The 17,983-nt window shown below is 59.2% G+C and carries 21 protein-coding genes; 10 read left to right on the top strand and 11 right to left on the bottom strand.

Annotated features, from left to right (window positions below):
* Nucleotides 1-420: 420 nt before the first annotated feature.
* From A11A3_RS13865 to A11A3_RS13840, 8 genes are all read left to right on the top strand, one after another.
* Nucleotides 421-795 carry a hypothetical protein gene (locus A11A3_RS13865; protein WP_008929946.1) on the top strand — a complete coding sequence of 125 codons (375 nt, stop codon included), beginning with the start codon at nucleotides 421-423 and terminating at the stop codon, nucleotides 793-795.
* Nucleotides 796-897: 102 nt separating this feature from the next.
* Complete coding sequence (locus A11A3_RS13860) at nucleotides 898-1,545, top strand: hypothetical protein (RefSeq protein ID WP_008929945.1); 648 nt, start codon at nucleotides 898-900, stop codon at nucleotides 1,543-1,545.
* Between the two features lie 78 nt (nucleotides 1,546-1,623).
* Nucleotides 1,624-1,854 carry a hypothetical protein gene (locus A11A3_RS17525; protein WP_083851772.1) on the top strand — a complete coding sequence of 77 codons (231 nt, stop codon included), beginning with the start codon at nucleotides 1,624-1,626 and terminating at the stop codon, nucleotides 1,852-1,854.
* A gap of 96 nt (nucleotides 1,855-1,950) precedes the next feature.
* A complete protein-coding gene (locus A11A3_RS17800; protein WP_157375721.1) occupies nucleotides 1,951-2,613 on the top strand; it encodes a hypothetical protein in 663 nt (220 codons plus the stop codon).
* Nucleotides 2,614-2,665: 52 nt separating this feature from the next.
* Nucleotides 2,666-3,172, top strand: coding sequence for a hypothetical protein (locus A11A3_RS13850; RefSeq protein WP_008929943.1), 507 nt, complete (start codon nucleotides 2,666-2,668; stop codon nucleotides 3,170-3,172).
* 352 nt (nucleotides 3,173-3,524) lie between these two features.
* The gene (locus tag A11A3_RS17795) at nucleotides 3,525-3,983 is read left to right on the top strand and encodes a hypothetical protein (protein WP_157375719.1); all 459 of its coding nucleotides are present in this window, start codon (nucleotides 3,525-3,527) and stop codon (nucleotides 3,981-3,983) included.
* A 77-nt stretch (nucleotides 3,984-4,060) separates the two neighbouring features.
* Nucleotides 4,061-4,414: a hypothetical protein gene (locus A11A3_RS13845; protein ID WP_008929942.1), complete on the top strand. Its 354-nt coding sequence runs from the start codon at nucleotides 4,061-4,063 to the stop codon at nucleotides 4,412-4,414.
* Between the two features lie 41 nt (nucleotides 4,415-4,455).
* Entirely contained in the window at nucleotides 4,456-4,722 is a 267-nt protein-coding gene (locus tag A11A3_RS13840) for a hypothetical protein (protein WP_008929941.1), read from the top strand.
* 210 nt (nucleotides 4,723-4,932) lie between these two features.
* Here A11A3_RS13840 and A11A3_RS13835 read toward each other — a convergent pair whose 3' ends face one another.
* From A11A3_RS13835 to A11A3_RS13820, 4 genes are all read right to left on the bottom strand, one after another.
* A complete protein-coding gene (locus A11A3_RS13835) occupies nucleotides 4,933-5,829 on the bottom strand; it encodes an MBL fold metallo-hydrolase (protein ID WP_083851771.1) in 897 nt (298 codons plus the stop codon).
* Nucleotides 5,830-5,871: 42 nt separating this feature from the next.
* Nucleotides 5,872-6,801 carry a 3-hydroxyisobutyrate dehydrogenase gene (gene mmsB, locus A11A3_RS13830; RefSeq protein ID WP_008929939.1) on the bottom strand — a complete coding sequence of 310 codons (930 nt, stop codon included), beginning with the start codon at nucleotides 6,799-6,801 and terminating at the stop codon, nucleotides 5,872-5,874.
* 192 nt (nucleotides 6,802-6,993) lie between these two features.
* Nucleotides 6,994-8,145, bottom strand: a complete 1,152-nt coding sequence (locus tag A11A3_RS13825) for an acyl-CoA dehydrogenase family protein (RefSeq protein WP_008929938.1) — start codon at nucleotides 8,143-8,145, stop codon at nucleotides 6,994-6,996.
* A 161-nt stretch (nucleotides 8,146-8,306) separates the two neighbouring features.
* Nucleotides 8,307-9,803: a CoA-acylating methylmalonate-semialdehyde dehydrogenase gene (locus A11A3_RS13820; RefSeq protein ID WP_008929937.1), complete on the bottom strand. Its 1,497-nt coding sequence runs from the start codon at nucleotides 9,801-9,803 to the stop codon at nucleotides 8,307-8,309.
* A gap of 99 nt (nucleotides 9,804-9,902) precedes the next feature.
* Here A11A3_RS13820 and A11A3_RS13815 point away from each other — a divergent pair, with 99 nt between their 5' ends.
* Complete coding sequence (locus A11A3_RS13815) at nucleotides 9,903-10,805, top strand: AraC family transcriptional regulator (RefSeq protein ID WP_008929936.1); 903 nt, start codon at nucleotides 9,903-9,905, stop codon at nucleotides 10,803-10,805.
* Nucleotides 10,806-10,809: 4 nt separating this feature from the next.
* Here A11A3_RS13815 and A11A3_RS13810 read toward each other — a convergent pair whose 3' ends face one another.
* From A11A3_RS13810 to A11A3_RS13785, 6 genes are all read right to left on the bottom strand, one after another.
* On the bottom strand, nucleotides 10,810-11,517 hold the full coding sequence (locus A11A3_RS13810) for a DUF1963 domain-containing protein (RefSeq protein WP_008929935.1): 708 nt from the start codon (nucleotides 11,515-11,517) through the stop codon (nucleotides 10,810-10,812).
* A gap of 162 nt (nucleotides 11,518-11,679) precedes the next feature.
* Nucleotides 11,680-12,663, bottom strand: coding sequence for an HlyD family secretion protein (locus A11A3_RS13805; protein WP_008929934.1), 984 nt, complete (start codon nucleotides 12,661-12,663; stop codon nucleotides 11,680-11,682).
* Nucleotides 12,664-12,722: 59 nt separating this feature from the next.
* Entirely contained in the window at nucleotides 12,723-12,923 is a 201-nt protein-coding gene (locus A11A3_RS13800; RefSeq protein ID WP_008929933.1) for a DUF1656 domain-containing protein, read from the bottom strand.
* Nucleotides 12,913-15,000: an FUSC family protein gene (locus tag A11A3_RS13795; protein WP_008929932.1), complete on the bottom strand. Its 2,088-nt coding sequence runs from the start codon at nucleotides 14,998-15,000 to the stop codon at nucleotides 12,913-12,915. Before A11A3_RS13795 ends, A11A3_RS13800 begins: the two co-directional genes overlap by 11 nt.
* Nucleotides 14,997-15,503, bottom strand: coding sequence for a MarR family winged helix-turn-helix transcriptional regulator (locus A11A3_RS13790; protein ID WP_008929931.1), 507 nt, complete (start codon nucleotides 15,501-15,503; stop codon nucleotides 14,997-14,999). Before A11A3_RS13790 ends, A11A3_RS13795 begins: the two co-directional genes overlap by 4 nt.
* 216 nt (nucleotides 15,504-15,719) lie before the next feature.
* Nucleotides 15,720-16,058: a hypothetical protein gene (locus A11A3_RS13785; RefSeq protein ID WP_008929930.1), complete on the bottom strand. Its 339-nt coding sequence runs from the start codon at nucleotides 16,056-16,058 to the stop codon at nucleotides 15,720-15,722.
* A 120-nt stretch (nucleotides 16,059-16,178) separates the two neighbouring features.
* Here A11A3_RS13785 and A11A3_RS13780 point away from each other — a divergent pair, with 120 nt between their 5' ends.
* Nucleotides 16,179-16,961 carry an ATP-binding protein gene (locus A11A3_RS13780; RefSeq protein WP_008929929.1) on the top strand — a complete coding sequence of 261 codons (783 nt, stop codon included), beginning with the start codon at nucleotides 16,179-16,181 and terminating at the stop codon, nucleotides 16,959-16,961.
* On the opposite strand, the gene A11A3_RS13775 is transcribed toward A11A3_RS13780, so the two are convergent.
* Nucleotides 16,958-17,983: an alpha/beta hydrolase gene (locus A11A3_RS13775; protein ID WP_008929928.1), complete on the bottom strand. Its 1,026-nt coding sequence runs from the start codon at nucleotides 17,981-17,983 to the stop codon at nucleotides 16,958-16,960. The genes A11A3_RS13780 and A11A3_RS13775 overlap by 4 nt on opposite strands.

Here is a 17,983-nt window from a genome sequence, read left to right as displayed (position 1 = left end):
GAAATGAGGTCTTTTCGATCATACAAGGCCAAGCAAGCGGGGACGCCTTAACAGGCGCCCCTGTTGGCAACGTTAAAAATTGAGGGGCCAGGGCGCTTCAATGCAATTTACTCGAGGAGATAAGTTGAGGCTCATTTCTATCGGTGAGGTAGGAGTAGTAGTTCATACATGGAGAAACAAGGACCTAGATTGCGTGGATTGTCATGTCGCTTTCTATGGTGATGAATTTCCCCTGCATGAGCCGGCGGAACCTCCGTATGTGTTGCGCTATTTGGAGTCCTCGCTCGAAAAAGTTGACGAATAAAGCTCCGGCGTTGGTTTTTTAACAAGTTGCTGTTGTCGGAAAATCTTTCCACCGCTTCGCGGTTCCAAAATTACTGCAAAGCTCTGCGTTAGCGAGATATTGATCGGGAGAATCGGTTGGAAGTTATTGCTCTGGAAAACCCTCTGTCCGGGGGCGAATCCATCGAAATTATCAACATAGATTTTGATGTAGAGCTATTGACGGTCACTGTCCGGATTGACGGTGATAAGCTGGACGTTACTTTCGATGCGCCGGCAGGTTTCAGAGTATTAGATGAAGGGGATCTGCTGGAGCACTGGCCCGACTGTTCCACCCCAAATGGGTGGTTGTACGAGATTGCCGGGCAAGGCTGGCTAGAACAAGAGCGCCATAGGGGTGGATTTCTCAGTGGTCACAATCCAGAGATTAAAGAGTACTTCATTGCTGGGGTGAATTATTGCATCAGTGTGTTTGCTTGGGAGAAGCCTGATGTTCAGGAGAGCACTCGCTAACTAGTCGGTCAACCGGACGCCAAAATCGTGGCGTTTTTGATTCCCTTTGCTGGCGCTCCGGCGCCGGTTACCTCAGCGTTAGCTGTAATCGAGAGTAAATGCATGGACGAGAGAATTAACCCATTCAAAAAGGCAGGAATAATTCTTGTCGTAATAGGGATTTTGGATATCGGCTTTATGGCCTACTGCATATCCAATAATATGAGCTACTCCTCAAGCTTTAATATTTTCTCCATTATTGCGGGCATCTTCTTGATTCGTGGCGGTGTAAAAACAGCCAGAACGGTGCGCTGGCTTAGCGTATTTTTTGCCACAGCTTTTATCGGGGTTTTATTGGCAACACCAATAACCACTCCCCTGGGTCTGCTGGCAACACAGATCAAGTTAAGTCCAGTAACAACAATAGGCACATATTTATTCTCTATAGCTTTTGTTGCTTTTCTAGTCTGGGTTTACCTTCAACTTTCCAGCGTGCAATCCTTGGAATTGATTTCGCAGGCAGGTTACAACGTGGGAAAGCCGAAATCTGCTTTTATCGCCGCAGTCGTGCTATTGGCCGCTTTCGGCGGTCTTATGTCAGCGTTAATGAACGGCGAATCGGCTGAAAGGGCCAAGTCACTTGCCAAAGAGCAACTTGGTTCTAAGTTCAATTATAAAATTTCAAGCATTACCACGTCCGGCAACTCTGGCAGTGCCATTGTAACTGCATATAACAGCATTGAAATTCGCAATGTCCAAGTTCAGTGGTAAATTACAGCTAACAAGTGCAGTCATTAGGCGTCCACTGCGTGGCCGCCCATGCTGCAAGCGTATGCGTGAGTAAGAGTCATGCATGTATTATATGAATTGCTGGAAGTTTTGGACTCTGAGCGGATCTTTTACTCCTTAGGGCGTTACAGAAGCGGTACTGTCACAGTTCATTTGGCTGTGCCGGGAGAGCGTATCGAGTTTGATGTGGAATCACATGGGAGCATTCTTGTTTCTAGATTTATAGGCAATGAGGGTGAAATTCTAACTTTAGAAGAAGCCCTGAATGTTATTGATTTATGCAAGGGCTAATACACATAACAAGCCGCTCAAAGGCCGCTGCGTGGCAAGGACCTTCGTTCCGGCGCTTGCGCCTCCAATGCGGTCCTTTAGCGGGGCGTTACTCCGGTGAAACGTAAAAAAATGAAACCTAGATTAAAAACAGAAGAGTCCCCGTTTTTGGTTTATGGCTGCGTAATGAGTTTTTTTGGGACTCTTTACGCATGCTTTGCACCGAATGGCATTTTATGGCCTAACTTAATCAGCAGGGCTTACTATTTGGTAATAGACAAAATTGACGGTCTTTTTTGGGCGCCGTTCGGGATTTATATTAGGTATTCAGATATTGGAGCCTACGCATTCCTTGAGAGAGCGGAAACTCAAAACCATCTAGTTTTTTCTGTAGGGATGCTCGCCGGACTAATTTTCTGCTGTGTATTAGATTACCTGTTCCGAACATCAGAAAGAAAAGTACTATTTCTATTGTCGATTGCGGTTATTTCTTTTGGATCAACTGCTTACGGAATTGCCGATGGATTTAGAGATGGCGTAAGATTGATGTCTTATAAAGTTGGTATTGGGCTTGCGAGTGAGCTGGATAGGTCAGCGGAGAAAATCTCCAAAGCCATCTCCGCGGGGAACTTGGATGAGGCGCGTAAAGAGATCGCTTATTACAGGAAAATGCTTTCATCGGTAACAGAAGAATTGGCGAAGGTGCCAGAACCGTTGACCATACAAATTATGATGTTAGAGGAAAAGCTGGAAGAACAACATAACAAGGCAAACCCGTAGCGGACGCTGACGCGCTACTGTTGCGACGTTATGTTGAAGGCGCTGTAGCCAGATGAACATGAAGCTGAAATATTTATCGACACTTGAAGAAGCCGTAGAAACACAAATACTATGGCTCAGAGATCTTAATACAGTCGCAAAGTGGCGGTTGTGGGGTGCCTTTTACTGGGCTCTAGTGGCTGCTTTGGTTTATGCATTTGCAACTGGCCCCACGATTAATAAGTTAGCGATCGGGCTTGTTCTTGGAAGCTTCCTCGGCGGAAACCTTGTTTTTAACGCTGAGGGCGCTTTGAGGAAGAAACTAAAGAAAATCATCCTGAAGAAATCTGGTGAATTTGAGCCCTCTCAGGTCACAGTAATTTTGTCTGACTCAAGTATTGAATATTCAGCAAGGGGCATAACGTTAGAGTTTGATCGTAGCAAGTTGACGAGTGTAGTGAGCTCAGAGATAGGCTTGGTCGCTACCTTCAATGACGGAAACCTTCTTTATATCCCTGAACTAGCACTCTCGAATGAAGATGATAAGGAGGGCTGGTTTGTCGCAATTAAGGCGAGGTAAGAAGCACATGACAATGTGGCGACAATCGGACTTGTAGTTCCCCCACTTAAATTGACATCTTGCATGCTCTGCGATGAAAGCCAAAGGCCAAAAATCCCTAAAATCAAAATCAGGAAACCAAACAGGAGCGCCCCCCCTTGCCTCAGATGGCAAAAGACAAGAGCGGACGCCAACTTTTCCGGCCACGATCATGTCTCTGCTCACCAATTCTATTTTGGTAAAATCTTTGTAAGACATTCGCCATTGTCAGAAAATGAATTGATAGGCAGTATTTAATGGTCATTAAGTCCATCATTCTCAGAAAATCGCCGGGATTTTTTATTTTCATAGCTTCCTCAACAATCACTAAATCATGAATGTTTTTCTTTGCCTTTACTACGTCACCGGGTCTACTCTTTGGCTAGCTGCACTCATCAACAATTATGACAAATTCATTAACCATGGCCCCTTCTTTATTTTTTCATTTTCACTGGGTCTTTCTTTTTTTATTCTTGGATTTTATGTCGCTTTCAAGGCGCTCAAAGGCCAAGGGGAAATGCTGGGCCTTTTTTACCAATTACCCCAGATTTTTTCCTTGGCAAATGGCCTTGTTTTCTTCCGGTTTTACTCAGGTGTATTTTTTACTATTGCACACTATCCTGGCATTACTTACACAACGAAAGGCGTTATGGGTTCGTGGCACCTTTATTTAATCCCACCCGAGAATTTTCATTACTGGCACATCAACGTTATTGCCGTTGCCCTGGCAGCACTACATTTTCTTCGGGCACGCAAAACGTCACTAAAGCATAGAGATCCCATACCAACATAGCTTTCATTTTTTACATATCAAGAATTCGGCTTCCCGACCCGCTCCACTGACAGCCGCATCAGAAGACAGGAACACCCATGAATCATGACGCCGACGAAATAGAAACCGCTGAAACATTCCTCACCGAGATGCTGGAAGCCGACCGAGTCGGTCATTATTCCTCGTTCATCCAGCATTTTGACCCTGCCGAGCTGGAAGGTTTTGACGAGAAAGCATTTCTTGACGATGTGGCACTTATGCGTGACGAGCTGGGTGCCTACCAATCCCGTCATTTTCTCGGTTCGTTGCAAGGCTTTCAGCATGAGGATCGGCCACAGAGCCGGCGCTTTGTGTGGCGCGCCGTCTACGAAAAGAATGAGGCGCTGATCATATTGGGCATGCACCGCAAGGATGGGGAATGGGTGGTTAACGAAAGCGTGGTTTCAAAGTAACCCCGGCCCTGACTGCCCACAACGGGAGGGAGTGCTCGCCCATGATGATTGCCCTGATTACGGTTTATCTGATTCTTTCCTGTCTGGCGTCCATCAGAGTCTGGAAGTCCGTTTATCATGGTAATGCACAAAAGGGGGTACAGCTGGCCCTTGTCTGGCTGCTCCCCATTATGGGCGCCATTATCGTGTGGCTCTTTCATGGTGCCCTGAAGGGGCCACAGACCACGCACCAGCATGAGGTTGGCGGCGGCGCCTCGGCGTCCCCACACCGCCTGGCGGCTGACAGCAGCACAGATACGACGCCCTAGTGCGACGCCCCCTTGACCATCAATGCAGACGGCAGAGGGGTTGAAACTCACGTTATAGCCCTTACCCTCACGCATCCCGGCGGTTCTGCCGGGGTTTTGACATAACGCCACGACATGCCTGTCACTGCCACGGCCTGGCCGATGGTGGCGATACGCCCTGCGTGCCTGCCACCCGCATGAGCCGGATCGACTATGGCAACCAGGAGATGATCAGTACTGACAGGGAAAATACAAGTCGCCCAGCATGGGCGTGAGTAAAGGCTCGGCCCCGGCCTGACGAATTTCTTCCATGAACCCGGGCAGATCAACGCCTGGAATCTGGTCCGGCTCGGCATGCAACGGGGTCAGCATGGTGTCCCAGTGGCAGGGCACCACCCAGCGCGGGCGCAGGCGCTGCACCGCATCGCGCACATAATGCGGACGCGCCTTGCGACCGATGGCGCACAGGCACAATACGTCGCACCGATGGCCATCCAGTTGCTCGTTGATAAAGTCAGCGCTGTCGATATGCGCCACCGTCAGACCGCCGGTGCGTACTATCCAGTTCAGCACCAGTCCGTGACGCAGGTGCCGCATCCGCGGCGGCCAGGGCGGTGGCGCCGTAATGTCGCCTGGGAAGGGAATACGCCCCATCAGGCGACCATGCCGTGAGGGCAGCCCATGCACAGACCAGTCACCACAGGCGATATCTTCATTGCCGGCGGTTTCCCGCAACTGTCGATCCGGCAGGCCCGCCGCATGCCCCACCATCATGGTTGAGCGCGAGCCGATAAGGCGGGCACCGGTCTGCAAACACAGGTCCGGTGCATCAAGAATATGATCATGGTGAGCATGGCCGATCAGCACCTCATCGGCATGGGGAATCACCCGACGGATCAGTGCGGTATCCGGAATCAGCCTGGCAGCCAGACTGCGCATGGCACCAGGCCGGCTCAGGTAGGGGTCAAGCACGACGGTACGCCGGGCATCGCTCAGCACAAAACCGGCGGTGCCCAGGTAGCGCAGCTGCAAATGCCCGGCTGCGCCGCTGCGAGCGGTGAGCACGCCCCGGTAGTACCAGTCCGCCGGCACCGGGCGCAGGCCCGCCAGACGCTTCAAGCCTGCCATGGCGGCAACGGGAATCGTAACTGAGTCATCATGGGCAGCATTTCACCCGGATTGTCGCTGAAAGCCTAGCGGCAGGGAGGAATTTGGCTCCTTATGACGGAAAAATATCTGAATGCTGGAAAAATCCTTTTCGGCATAGCCATGGTTGCCATGGGCGGCGTAGAGGCTCTTGGCCAGGTTGCCCATGGGGGTGGCGGACTGGGTGCTGAGCGCGGCCTGCAGGGCCAGGCCCAGGTCCTTGTTCATCAGCTTGACGGCGAAACCGCCTTCGTAGTCCTTGGAGGACGGCACGTTGTCCATGACGCCGGGCCAGGGGTTGTACTTGTCCAGCGACCAGTTGTCGCCGGAGCTGGCTTTCATGATGTCTGAGAGCACCGCCGGATCGAGACCATGGTCGACGCCCATCTGCAGGGCTTCGGCGGTGCCGATCATGTGGATGGCCAGTAGCATGTTGTTGCAGATTTTCGCCAGCTGGCCGGCGCCGTTGTCGCCGGCCCGGAATACCTGGGCACCCATGCACTCCAGTACCGGGCGGGCCCGGTCGATGGCATCTTCGTCACCACCACAGATGAAGGTGAGTGTGCCGGCCCTGGCGCCGCCAACCCCGCCGGAAACCGGCGCGTCGATCATCGCCCTGCCCTGCTCTCTGGCGATGGCGGCCACCTCACGGGCGGTATCCGCATCGATGGTGGAGCAATCGATGATCAGGGCACTTTGATCAATGTATTCCAACACCCCGTCATTACCGAGATAGAGACCTCGCACGGCGCCGGCGGACGGCAGCATGCTGATTACCACCTCGGCGCCCTGCACCGCTTCGGCGGCACTGGCGGCGGCTTTGGCGCCGTCCTTGACGGCGGTTTCCAGCAAGGCTGGCACCAGATCAAAGGCCACCACCTCATGGCCGGCCTTGACCAGATTGGCGGCCATGGGGCCACCCATGTGACCGACGCCGAAGAATCCGATTTTCATGGTTGTCTCTCCCTGCCGCTTTTCCAAGCGGATATTGTTGTGCGTTTAGAGACGGGTCGGACGTCTGAGGTCGGACGTCAGACGCTAAACCCAGTTACACATTGCTTTGTCGTCCGACGTCCGACCTCCGACGTCAGACTTTTACCTACCACAACCGGATCGCCTGCAGGCAGGCTCCTACGGTATGCACGTTCAAAGGAAGGAAAGGTCCTTCAAAACATTGCGCGCCACGATCACGCGCATGATTTCGTTGGTGCCTTCCAGGATCTGGTGCACCCGCGCATCGCGCAGGTAACGCTCCAGCGGGTATTCACGGATATAGCCATAGCCGCCGTGCAGTTGCAGCGCCTGGTTGCAGACGTTGAAACACAGGTCCGTGGCCAGTCGCTTGGCCATGGCGCAGAGCATGCTCTTGTCGCTGTGATTGTGATCCAGTTTCCAGGCCGCCAGGCGCACCATTTGTTGTGCGGCTACCAGCTCGGTGGCCATGTCCGCCAGGGTGAATTGCACGGTTTGAAAATCGGCAATCGCCTGGCCGAACTGCTTGCGCTCCTGCACGTATTGCTGGGCCTGTTTGAGCGCTGCCTGGGCAGCGCCCAGGGAACAGCTGGCGATGTTGATGCGCCCGCCATCCAGGCCGGCCATGGCGATCCTGAAGCCCTGCCCTTCTTCACCGATCAGGCAGTCAGCGGGGATGCGGGCGTCTTCCAGAATCACCGCGCGGGTGGGCTGGCTTTTCCAGCCCATCTTGTCTTCGTTGCGCCCGTAGCTGATGCCCGGCGTATCCGCCGGCACCGCAAAGCAGGAAATGCCACCGGCCCCCGCGCCGCCGGTGCGCGCCATCAACACCAGCACATCGGTATCGCCGGCGCCGGAGATAAACGCCTTGGCGCCGTTCAGCACGTACTCGTCGCCATCTCTTTTGGCGGTGGTGGCCAGCGATGCCGCATCGGAGCCGGCGCCGGGTTCGGTCAGGCAGTAGGACGCCAGTTTTTCGCCGCTCATCAACGCCTGCGCCCAGCGCGCCCGGGTGGCGTCGTTGCCGAAGCGGGTGAGCATCCAGGTGGCCATGTTGTGGATGGTGATAAAGGCGGTAGTGGACGTGCAGCCCTGGGACAACTGCTCAAAGATCAGCGCCGCATCCAGCCGGCTGAGGCCCATGCCGCCATGCTCTTCATCGCAATACAGGGAACAGAAACCCAGCTCGCCCGCTTCACGGATGACGGCCTTGGGAAACACACTTTTCGCGTCCCATTCGGCGGCAAACGGCGCCAGCGCTTTTTCAGAAAACTGCCGCGCCGTTTCACGAAAAGCCAGCTGTTCTTCAGTAAAAGAAAAATCCACTTTCCTATCCCTTTAAAGACGCTTTACCACAGAGGCACAGAGGGAAAACCTTCAAGGTTTTTCAGCGCTATTGTTACACCGAAAATCCATAGGATTTGCCAACACTTTTCCAAAAAATCAAACGCAAATCTCTGTGTCTCTGTGCCCTCTGTGGTGAAAAATCATTTCAGGTGAATACTCATGTTCGGGCCGCTGGCCGGGATATCGGCATCGAACCAGCGGCTGGTGACGGTCTTGGTCTCGGTGTAGAAGCGCACCGCCTGTTTGCCGTAGGCGTGCTGGTCGCCGTAGAAGGAGCCCTTCCAGCCGGTGAAGCTGAAGAACGGCAGTGGCACCGGAATGGGCACATTGATACCCACCTGCCCCACTTCCACTTCGTGCTGGTATTTACGTGCGGCGGCGCCGCTGGCGGTAAAGATGGAGGTGCCGTTGCCGTAGGGGCTGCTGTTGACCAGCGCCAGCGCCTCGTCCAGCGAATCCACGCACACGCAGCACAGCACCGGGCCGAAGATTTCTTCGCGATAAATACTCATGTCCGGGGTGACATCGGTGAACAGGGTCGGGCCGACCCAGTTGCCATCCGGCAGGCCGTCCACGGTGCAGTCGGAGCCATCCAGCAGGCAGGTGGCGCCCTCCTCCTTGCCCTGTTTGATCAGGGTCAGCACCCGCTGTTTGGCCTGGGGGCTGATCTGCGGGCCATAGGCGGCATCCGGGTCATTCCAGGCACCCGGGCGGATGCCGGCGAACTGTTCTTTCAGCTCGTCAATCCATTGCTTCGCATCGCCCACGAACACCGCCACGCTGATGGCCATGCAGCGCTGGCCGGCAGCTCCACAGGAGGCGCCCACCAGGCTGCTGATCACCTGATCCTTGTTGGCGTCGGGCATGATCACCATATGGTTCTTGGCACCGGCAAAACACTGGGCACGCTTGAGGTGTTCGGTGGCGGTGCGGTAAACGTGCTGGCCCACCGGCACGGAACCGACAAAGGACACCGCCTTGATATCCGGGTGAGTCAGCAGGGTATCCACCTGCTCCTTGCCACCGTGCACCACCTGCAACAGACCCGGCGCGGCGCCGGCTTCCAGGAACAGCTCGGCCAGCCGGTTGGGGGTCATGGGGTCCTGCTCGGAGGGCTTGAGCACGAAGGTGTTACCGGCGGCGATGGCCAGCGGGAACATCCACAGCGGGATCATGGCCGGGAAGTTGAACGGGGTGATGCCGGCGCATACGCCCAGCGGCTGGGTCCAGGAGTGGCTGTCGATGCTGCGCGCCACGTTTTCCACGGTTTCGCCCATCATCAAGGACGCAATATTGGCGGCCTGCTCGGCCACTTCGATACCGCGCCAGACATCGCCCTTGGCATCCTCGAAGGTCTTGCCGGTTTCCTGGCTGAGGATTTCGGCGATGTCGTCCTGGTGTTCCTTGAGCAGCGCCTGGTAGCGCAGAATCAAGCGGGCCCGCTCGGACACCGGCACCTCCTTCCAGCTCTGGAACGCGGTCTTGGCGGCGGCGATGGCCTGCTCCATTTCCTGCCCGGTGGCGGCCGGTGCCTCGCACAGCACCTCCTGGGTGGCCGGGTTGGTGACCGGAATCCAGGTTCCGGTCTGGCTGGCGACGAATTCGCCGTTGATCAGCAGGGGCAGTTGACGGGCCATGGGGCTCTCCACAATTGATTCCAATTGTCGCAGTTGTAGCACAGCCCGCCGCCGGTGCAGATGGTCACTTTTGCAACAGGATGGATTATATTGCGGTTTATGAGCTTACGTGCCGATGGCCCCGCCGAACCCTCCAGCTGGCCGCTGCCGGAAACCGGCCAGCGTACCCTGATTCCGCCACAGGTGCTGACCCAGATCAGCGACCACCCCCTGTGCCGTGGCTGCATGCCCCATGGTGTGGGCTTTTACCCCCACGCCCGGGGGCACCGTATGGCCCGCCAGGCGCCGGCGGACGACCTGCTGATCTACTGCGTGGCCGGGCGCGGCAGCGCCACCCTGCAGGGCCGGGAGGTGGCTGTCAGTGCCGGTGATCTATTGCTGTTTCCCGCCGGCGAGTCACACCGCTACCAGGCCGATGGCCGTGAGCCCTGGAGCATCTACTGGGTGCATTTGGGCGGCGCAGAGGTGCCCCGCTATTTCGCCGAGCTGGCCGGCCATGGTGGCCCGGCGCGGGTGACGGTGGGGGTGCATTCACGGCTGGCGGAAGAATTCCAGGCCCTGCTGGCGGCGGCCACCGGGGTCCAGAGCGAGCACCTGGTCTATGCTGCCAACCTGCTGCGCAGTCTGCTGGCCTATGCGGCACTGATGCGCCACCGCCAGCAGGTGCGCCATGCCAGCCTGGATGTGACACGGGTAAACAGCTACCTGCAGACCCGCATCAGCGAACGCCTGTCACTGGATACCCTGGCTGCCGCCACCAGCGCGCTGTCGCGCTATCACTTTATCCGCGAATACAAGCGCCAGACCGGCCAGACGCCGATGCAGGCGTTCCAGCGCATGAAGGTCAGCCGCGCCTGTTATCTGCTGGATATTTCCGACCTGACGCTGGGCGATATTGCCCAGCAACTGGGCTATGACGATCCCTATTATTTTTCCCGGCTGTTCAAGCGGGTGATGGGCGTGGCCCCGCAGCGTTATCGCCGGGAACGGGGCAAGGGGTAGGGGATTAGCGACTCTGCCAGAGAATGGTGGCGACCTGGGGGTGGCGCGGGCACTGGCAGATATGAGCGCAGCCGTCGTCGCCGAACATGAAGGGCAGGGTGCTGAGTGAGTCCAGCTGCAGCACAAAGCGCATGGGCCGGTCGCAGCAGGGGCAGGGCGGGCCGGCATCCGGACGCTGGCCCAGCGGCCAGCCAAGCAGCTTGTCACCACTGCGGGCGGCGCCAAAACGGCCCAGCAATTCCAGCTCGTCATCGGCCAGGGTCGGCAGCTGGGTCGGCCCGGGGTAGTCCACCTGGCGATCCCAGCCGGTCAGGGATTTCTCGATAAAGGCATCCGGGATCGCCGCCGGCAGGGCATCAAAGCCATGGCAGTGTTCGCGGGGGATCACCCGGCACAGGGTGGCCTCGGAAAACGGCAGGTTGGACTGCTCGACGATCTCGCACTCTTCATCCATGTTGGTGCAGTAGAACACCTGCAGCACACCGTCGCCGAAGGGCTGGCTGGCGGCCGCCGGCAGGTCACGGGAATCCAGTTGCACAAACAGCTGCATGGGCTGGTGACAGTGGCCACAGCAGGGCCAGCTTTCGCCCTCCATCAACAGGGGCGCGCCACCGAATTTGGACAGGGCACCGGGCACCGCCGGGCCGCTGCGGGGGCGCCAGCTGGGGCGTTGATAGAACGCCAGTTTGTGTCTCAGTTCTTCCGGCAACATGACCTTTCTCTTTACCCTTTTTCTGCAGCATGAAAGGGCGCTGCGAGCCCTGCAAACAAGGATTGGGACTTACGTCGCAGATTGCAGCCATGGCCCGCTATCAGGTGGGAAATCACCGCCGGACGGCATGCAAAATCATACTGCCTGCCCATTTTCAGGGCATCAGCGCAGCACCACCGTGGCGGTCATGCCGGCGGCCAGCACCGTGCCCGCGGGCAACGAATCGCTGTCGATCCGCACGCGCACCGGCACCCGCTGGGCCAGTCGCACCCAGTTGAAGGTGGGGTTCACATCCGCCAGCAGATCAGCGCCGGTGGGGTTGTCCCGGTCGGCGATACCGCGGGCAATGCTCTGCACCTGGCCATGGGCGTTGACGCCATTCATCAGGCGGATATCCACCCTGTCACCCACATGCACGCCGGGCAGTTTGGTTTCCTCGAAATAACCGTACACCCAGAACGAATCACTGCCGATCAGGGCCAGGCGCGCGGCACCGGCCTGCACATAATCCCCGGGGTAAATATCCAGGTTGGTGACATACCCATCCTGGGCGGCGCGCACCCGGGTGCGCGACAGGTTGAGCTCGGCCAGTTGCAGGGCGGCGCGGGCCTGCTCCAGAGTGGCCAGCGCCTGTTGCTGGCTGGCCGTGGCCCGTTGCCGAGAGGCCCGGGCGGCTTGTAGCTGGGCATTGGCCACCGCCGCATTGCTGCGGGCATTGGCCCGCGCCTCGCGGGAGATGGCATCCTGCATGCGCTGGCGGCGCTCGGACTCCGCCTGGCGCATGTCCAACTCCGCCGCCGCCCGGCGGGTACCGGCCTCGGCGGACGCGATATCGGCACCGGCGGCCCGGGCTGCCGCCTCAGCGGCATCCAGATCCGCGCGCGCCTGGTCCACCGCATTGCGGTAGCGGGACGGATCAATCACGAACAGCAGGTCACCCTTTTTCACCGCCTGGTTATCCTGCACTGCCACCTCGGTGACCAGCCCGGAGACATCCGGCGCCACCTTCACCACCTGGGCGCGCACCCGGCCATCACGGGTCCAGGGCGAATACATGTAATGACGCCACAGGGCCGCTGCCAGCAGGGCGGCGGCCAGCACCAGCACACCGGTGATGGCAAAACGCAGGGTCGATTCCTTGTTCATGCTTTTCTCTCCGTTACCTGGGTGTTGAAAAAGCCTCTTTGAGGTTTTTCAGCACCCTGTTACTGCATGGCCAACAGGCCAAGGCCACCGAAGCAGCAGACAAACAGGGCCAACCGGAACAGCGGCGGGTGCCAGACATAGCGGTACAGACCATAACGGCCAACCAGCCAGTCCAGCCCCCACTGCAGCAACAGGCTAAGCAAAAACACCAGCAGCAGACTGGGCATCAGGGCATCCAGTACGGCAATTTCACGGGGCAAGAGACACCTCCGGCAACACAACAACGTCGCTGGCGACGCAATCCGCCAGCACCGAATTTCGATCCAGTAACGCCAGGCGCAGCAGGTGCAGCTGGGCCAGCACGTACCTGTCATGACACGCGTCCAGGGCCCACGACAGCCGCTGCACGGCCAGCCGATAACGGCTGTCACTGGGCGCCTGGTAGAGCCGCGCCAGCGCCTGCACCGCCGCCTCCACGTCGGGCTGCGGGGCGGGCAGGGTAGCCAGGCGTTCGCGCACTTCGATCAGCGCCCGGCCGGTTTCATTAACGGCCAGCGCCCAGCCGAGAAAGCGCCGGTCGCCGGCCCCGCCATGCACCACCATCTGCATCATCAGGTCACGGCTGGCACTTTCGAAACGGGCCTTGAGCCCGGCCAGCGGCGCCGTGGCGGCGCGCACCACCTGCTCGCGCAACCGCCCCAGCAAACGCTCGCGCAACCACTGGTTGCTGGAGGCATTGCCAAACAGGCTGAACATCACGCCCACCACCAGCACACCGGCCATTTGCGACAGGGCCTCGTTGATGAAATACACCGGGTCGAAGCTCATGCCGTTGTGCAGATTGAGAATGTAGGTAAAGCCCAGCACCCAGCCCATGCCCAGCCCTGGCCGCCAGGGGCGCGCCATCAGGTACAGGCCCGGCAACAGAAAGGGCACGATGCCGGCCACCATCAGGCCGAAACCGTCCATGCGATTAAGCACGAAGAACAGGCAGACAAACGCCAGCGACATGCCCACCGCAAAACCGCCGGTGATATTGCGCACGATGGCCCCCGGGTTGGGTGCGCTGGCGAACAGGCCACTGAAAATCGCCGTCAGCAACATGGCGGTGCCGCCGTGGGGCCAGGCGCTGACAATCCAGAACACCCCCATGATCAGCAGCACGGTGGCCACCCGCACCCCGGACAACACCGCCCCCAGGGCATCATTGCCGGCGCTGAATACCACCTGCTCGTGGCGCTGCAACAGCGGCGGACGGCGATGCCCGGTGAGCACCGCGAAGGCCGCCACGTAATCGTGCAGCTCCAGGGTGACGCGCTCCAGCAGCTCGGCGCCGGTATCGAAATCCAGCCGCGTGGCGCGATCCTCGCCGGCCAGGCGCTGACGCAGGCGCGTCACGGCCTGGCCCAGCTCCGGGCGCAGCGCCGCCAGGCGAGCCTCCAGCGCGGCCACCTGCCCGGCATCGCTGCCGGTGTGTTCGCCAATGGCCCGAGCCAGCCTGTCGCACAGGCCCATCAGATGGTCACGCACTGGCCGACCGGCCTCACCCTGCAAGCGGTTCATCAAATGGTGCAGCGACTGGTAGCTGGTGGACACGGCCATGAAGTGCTGGTTGAGCCGCTGCAGGCGCGGGCTGTGCACACGGATGCCGCTATCTTCAAACACCACCGAGGCACGCAGGTTCTCCAGTTGCACGGTGTCGGCCACAAAGCGCATGTGCGCCTTTTCCAGCTGGCTGCGATCAAGCACGCCACCAAGACTGCCGCTGACGAAACCCATGAACCCACTGAACTGGCTGGCCACACTCTGGCGCAGCACCGTGCCCAGCCGCTGGGGGAACAGCACATCACTGATGATGCCCACCACCACAATGCCCAGCAGCACCTCGCTGCCGCGCATCATGGCGGACTCGAACAGCAGCTGCGGCTGGTTGACCACCGGCAGCACCACAATGCCCACGGTGTAGCCCGCCAGCACAAAGCCGTAGGACATGAAATTACGGTAAAACGCCGCGCCACCGGCGCACAGGCCGATCCACAGCGCCATGCCGGCCAGCAACAGCAAGCGCTGTTGGGGAAACAGGCTCACCAGCACCACCGCCGCCAGGCAGCCCACCAGGGTTCCCAGGGCCCGGTAAAACCCCTTGGCCAACACCATGCCACTGTGCGGATGGCTGAGAATCGCCACGGTCATCATGGCGGTGGCCGGCTGTTGCAGGTCCATGCGCATGGCCAGCCACACGGTGACAAACATGGCGAGCAGGGTTTTCGCCACAAACAGCCAGTCCAGCCCGGCCTCCCTGAGCACTGCCGCGTGCTGTTGGAGCGCGGCTTTCACGGCGCCTGTTCCAGGGTTTCCACCCGGGCCAGCAGCCGCTTGAGCAGCCGCTCCAGGGTGGCCATTTCCTCGTCGTTGTAGATACCGGCGTAGAAATCCAGCAGCCCGGCCATGGACGGCAGAAAGCGTTCGATCAGGGCCTCGCCCTCGGCGGTCAGCGACAGCATGACCTTGCGCCGGTCCTGGCCGTCCGGCACCCGCTGGATCCAGCCGCGCTCGCACAGGGCATTGCACACACGGGTGACATTGGCGGATTTTTCCGCCGCCGCATCACGCAGCTCGGTGGGGGTGATGACACCGTCGTCGCTGCCGTAGAGCATCATCAGCACGTTGTAGTCGGTGTGGTTAAGGCCGTACTCACGCAGGGCCGCGTTGGCGGCGCCATGGACCCCGGCGCCCAGCGCCTTGATCAGCCGCACCAGCTTGGCGGATTCGCGGGGAAAGGCCGGGTGGCGCTGGCAGGTACGATTGATGCGTTTTTCCGTGGCGGAGAAGCGGTCCATGGCTCACCTGAATCTGGTTCATTTCGAAATTCAGTCTAGCAATATATAGTTCATAAATGAAATACTTATTTATGAACAAATAATGATCCGCCACCGAAAATGGCTAATACATTGATATATAGGGGTTTTCAGGAAACAGCAGGCGGGTGGCCCGGGCCCGGCAACGCGAGCAGCGGCATAACGCCCCGGCTGGCCGGGGCGCAATTCTGACGGGGCTTAGTCGACGCTGGTGGCCGGCGCCGGGCGGGCAGGCGCTTCGGTATCCGGGCGCAGGTTCTTCATCGGCAGCTTGGAGGGCACGGTATATTCCACCCGGTCATCGGTGCAGGCGGTACAGGCGTTGGGGAAATCACCGAGGATGCCGCCATTTTCGTCATAGCCCATTACCGGGCGATATTCCTGGGTGCAGACCTGTTGGTTCTGATTGTCATCCTGGTCCCGGTCCGGACAGCTGCTGGCGTTATCCGGCAACGCCGGTGACACCGGATGGTGGTTGCTACAGGCGGCCAGCATCAGCGGCAACCCCAGTGCCAGCAAGGCAACGACAGGCTTCATGAAGGTTCTCCCTAACAGCATCGATATTAAAACCGCTAAAGACGGTACCTCATTGTTACCGCAAGCGTCACGGCTGCGCTACCATCGCCGCACTGCCACTTTTTGTTGTGAGGCGTTTTCATGCACGAAATCGACTGGCGATCCACGGCGGCGGCCATCTGGCGCAGCCGTTCGCGGACCCTTCGCCCGGTGCGTCACCCGGACCCGGTGCGTCTGGATGACCTGCTGGGTATCGACACCCAGAAAGGCAAACTGATCCAGAACACCGAGCGCTTTCTGGCCGGCCAGCCATGCAACCACGTGCTGCTGTGGGGCAGCCGCGGCACCGGCAAATCCTCCATCGTCAAGGCGCTGCTGAATGAGTACGCACCCCGTGGCCTGCGCGTGATCGAGGTGGACAAGGATGACCTGGTGGACCTGCCGGAGATCGTCGATGACATTCGCGAACGCAGCCAGCGCTTTATCGTTTATTGCGACGACCTGTCCTTCGAGGATGGCGAAAACCAGTACAAGCACCTGAAAACCGTACTGGAAGGGTCACTGGAGCTGCCGCCGGAAAACGTGCGCATCTATGCCACCAGCAACCGTCGCCACCTGGTGCCGGAATACATGAAGGACAACGAACAAACCCGCGTGGTAAACCGGGAGCTGCATCACGGTGATGCGGTGGAAGAGCGTATCTCCCTGTCCGACCGCTTTGGCCTGGGCCTGAGTTTTTACCCTATTGATGAAGCCCAGTACTTCGCCATTGTCGATCACCTGTTCGGGCCGGTGAGCGACCGGGAATACCTGCACGTACGGGCGCGGCGCTTTTCCATGGAAAAGGGCGTGCGCTCCGGACGGACCGCACGGCAGTTTTACAACCAGTTCGTGGGGGAATTCCAGGGCCTGGCGGGCGACTAAAGCAGCGCCGCGGTTTTCTCGCAGATCTCCAGCACCGCCCGGCGGGCGGCGGGAATGGCGCCGCCCATGGTGACAAAGCCGTGTACCAGCTGCGGGTAATCCAGCGCCATCACGGGAATGCCCGCGGCCCGCAGTTTTTCACCGTATTCCAGCCCCTCATCACGCAGCGGGTCGGTGGCGGTGACCAGGATGGCCGGGGGCAGGTCGGCCAGTTCCGGGTTGCGCAGTGGCGAGACCCGATAGTCCTCGATCAGCGCCAGATCCGGCAGAAAGTGGCTGCGGAACCAGGTCAGCAGGGCCCGGTCCAGACCGAAGCCCTCGCCCAGTGTCTGCACTGATTCATGGTCCAGTGCACCGTCGGTTGTCGGGTAAATCAGCACCTGCAAGGCCGGTATCGCAAGCCCCCGGGCGGCGGCCTGCTGGCAGACCACGGCACTGAGATTGCCGCCGGCGCTGTCGCCCATCACCGCCAGGCGCTTGCTGTCCAGACCCAGGCTCTCGGCGTTGTCACACAACCAGCGCCAGGCCGCCAGACTGTCATCGGCGGGCAACGGAGACGGGTGCTCCGGCGCCAGACGGTAATCCACACTGGCCACCACCGCGCCGGTACGGTTGGCAATAAAGCGGCACAGTCGGTCGTATTCACGCACGCCGCCCACGGTAAACCCGCCGCCATGGAAGAACATAATGGCCGGGGCCGGGGTACCGGCGCCGGCCGGGCGATAGGTGCGCACCAGGATATTGCCGTCGGCCACCGGCACCCGGTGGTCACTCACCTTGCGCACCTTCTGACGCGGCACATCCAGCAGATCGATCATCTCCCCGTAGGCGCTTCTGGCGCCGGCCACGGACAGCGTGTTAAGCGCCGGGCGGGCCCCGCTAAGCGCCATCAGCAAACGCATGCGGCCATCCAGTTGCGGGCGGCTGTGGCTTTCCACCGCCGCCGCCATGCCATGCAGCAGCCGGTCCGGCAGGGCCATCAGAGTGCGCACGGCCATGCGCTCGATACGGGCAAAGATCAT

Origin of the sequence: Alcanivorax hongdengensis A-11-3, assembly GCF_000300995.1 — a bacterium.
GTDB classification, from domain to species: domain Bacteria; phylum Pseudomonadota; class Gammaproteobacteria; order Pseudomonadales; family Alcanivoracaceae; genus Alcanivorax; species Alcanivorax hongdengensis.
This window is presented reverse-complemented; position numbering and strand designations above follow the sequence as displayed.

Excerpts from the sequence above, each read along its gene's own strand:
- A11A3_RS13775 (WP_008929928.1), bottom strand. The coding sequence starts at position 17,983 with ATGATCTTTGCCCGTATCGAGCGCATGGCCGTGCGCACTCTGATGGCC.
- A11A3_RS13810 (WP_008929935.1), bottom strand. The coding sequence starts at position 11,517 with ATGTTGCCGGAAGAACTGAGACACAAACTGGCGTTCTATCAACGCCCC.
- A11A3_RS13815 (WP_008929936.1), top strand. The coding sequence starts at position 9,903 with ATGAGCTTACGTGCCGATGGCCCCGCCGAACCCTCCAGCTGGCCGCTG.
- A11A3_RS13835 (WP_083851771.1), bottom strand. The coding sequence starts at position 5,829 with ATGGCAGGCTTGAAGCGTCTGGCGGGCCTGCGCCCGGTGCCGGCGGAC.
- A11A3_RS13785 (WP_008929930.1), bottom strand. The coding sequence starts at position 16,058 with ATGAAGCCTGTCGTTGCCTTGCTGGCACTGGGGTTGCCGCTGATGCTG.
- A11A3_RS13840 (WP_008929941.1), top strand. The coding sequence starts at position 4,456 with ATGATGATTGCCCTGATTACGGTTTATCTGATTCTTTCCTGTCTGGCG.
- A11A3_RS17525 (WP_083851772.1), top strand. The coding sequence starts at position 1,624 with ATGCATGTATTATATGAATTGCTGGAAGTTTTGGACTCTGAGCGGATC.
- A11A3_RS13820 (WP_008929937.1), bottom strand. The coding sequence starts at position 9,803 with ATGGCCCGTCAACTGCCCCTGCTGATCAACGGCGAATTCGTCGCCAGC.
- A11A3_RS13845 (WP_008929942.1), top strand. The coding sequence starts at position 4,061 with ATGAATCATGACGCCGACGAAATAGAAACCGCTGAAACATTCCTCACC.
- A11A3_RS17795 (WP_157375719.1), top strand. The coding sequence starts at position 3,525 with ATGAATGTTTTTCTTTGCCTTTACTACGTCACCGGGTCTACTCTTTGG.
- A11A3_RS13860 (WP_008929945.1), top strand. The coding sequence starts at position 898 with ATGGACGAGAGAATTAACCCATTCAAAAAGGCAGGAATAATTCTTGTC.
- A11A3_RS13850 (WP_008929943.1), top strand. The coding sequence starts at position 2,666 with ATGAACATGAAGCTGAAATATTTATCGACACTTGAAGAAGCCGTAGAA.
- A11A3_RS13790 (WP_008929931.1), bottom strand. The coding sequence starts at position 15,503 with ATGGACCGCTTCTCCGCCACGGAAAAACGCATCAATCGTACCTGCCAG.
- A11A3_RS13805 (WP_008929934.1), bottom strand. The coding sequence starts at position 12,663 with ATGAACAAGGAATCGACCCTGCGTTTTGCCATCACCGGTGTGCTGGTG.
- mmsB (WP_008929939.1), bottom strand. The coding sequence starts at position 6,801 with ATGAAAATCGGATTCTTCGGCGTCGGTCACATGGGTGGCCCCATGGCC.
- A11A3_RS13780 (WP_008929929.1), top strand. The coding sequence starts at position 16,179 with ATGCACGAAATCGACTGGCGATCCACGGCGGCGGCCATCTGGCGCAGC.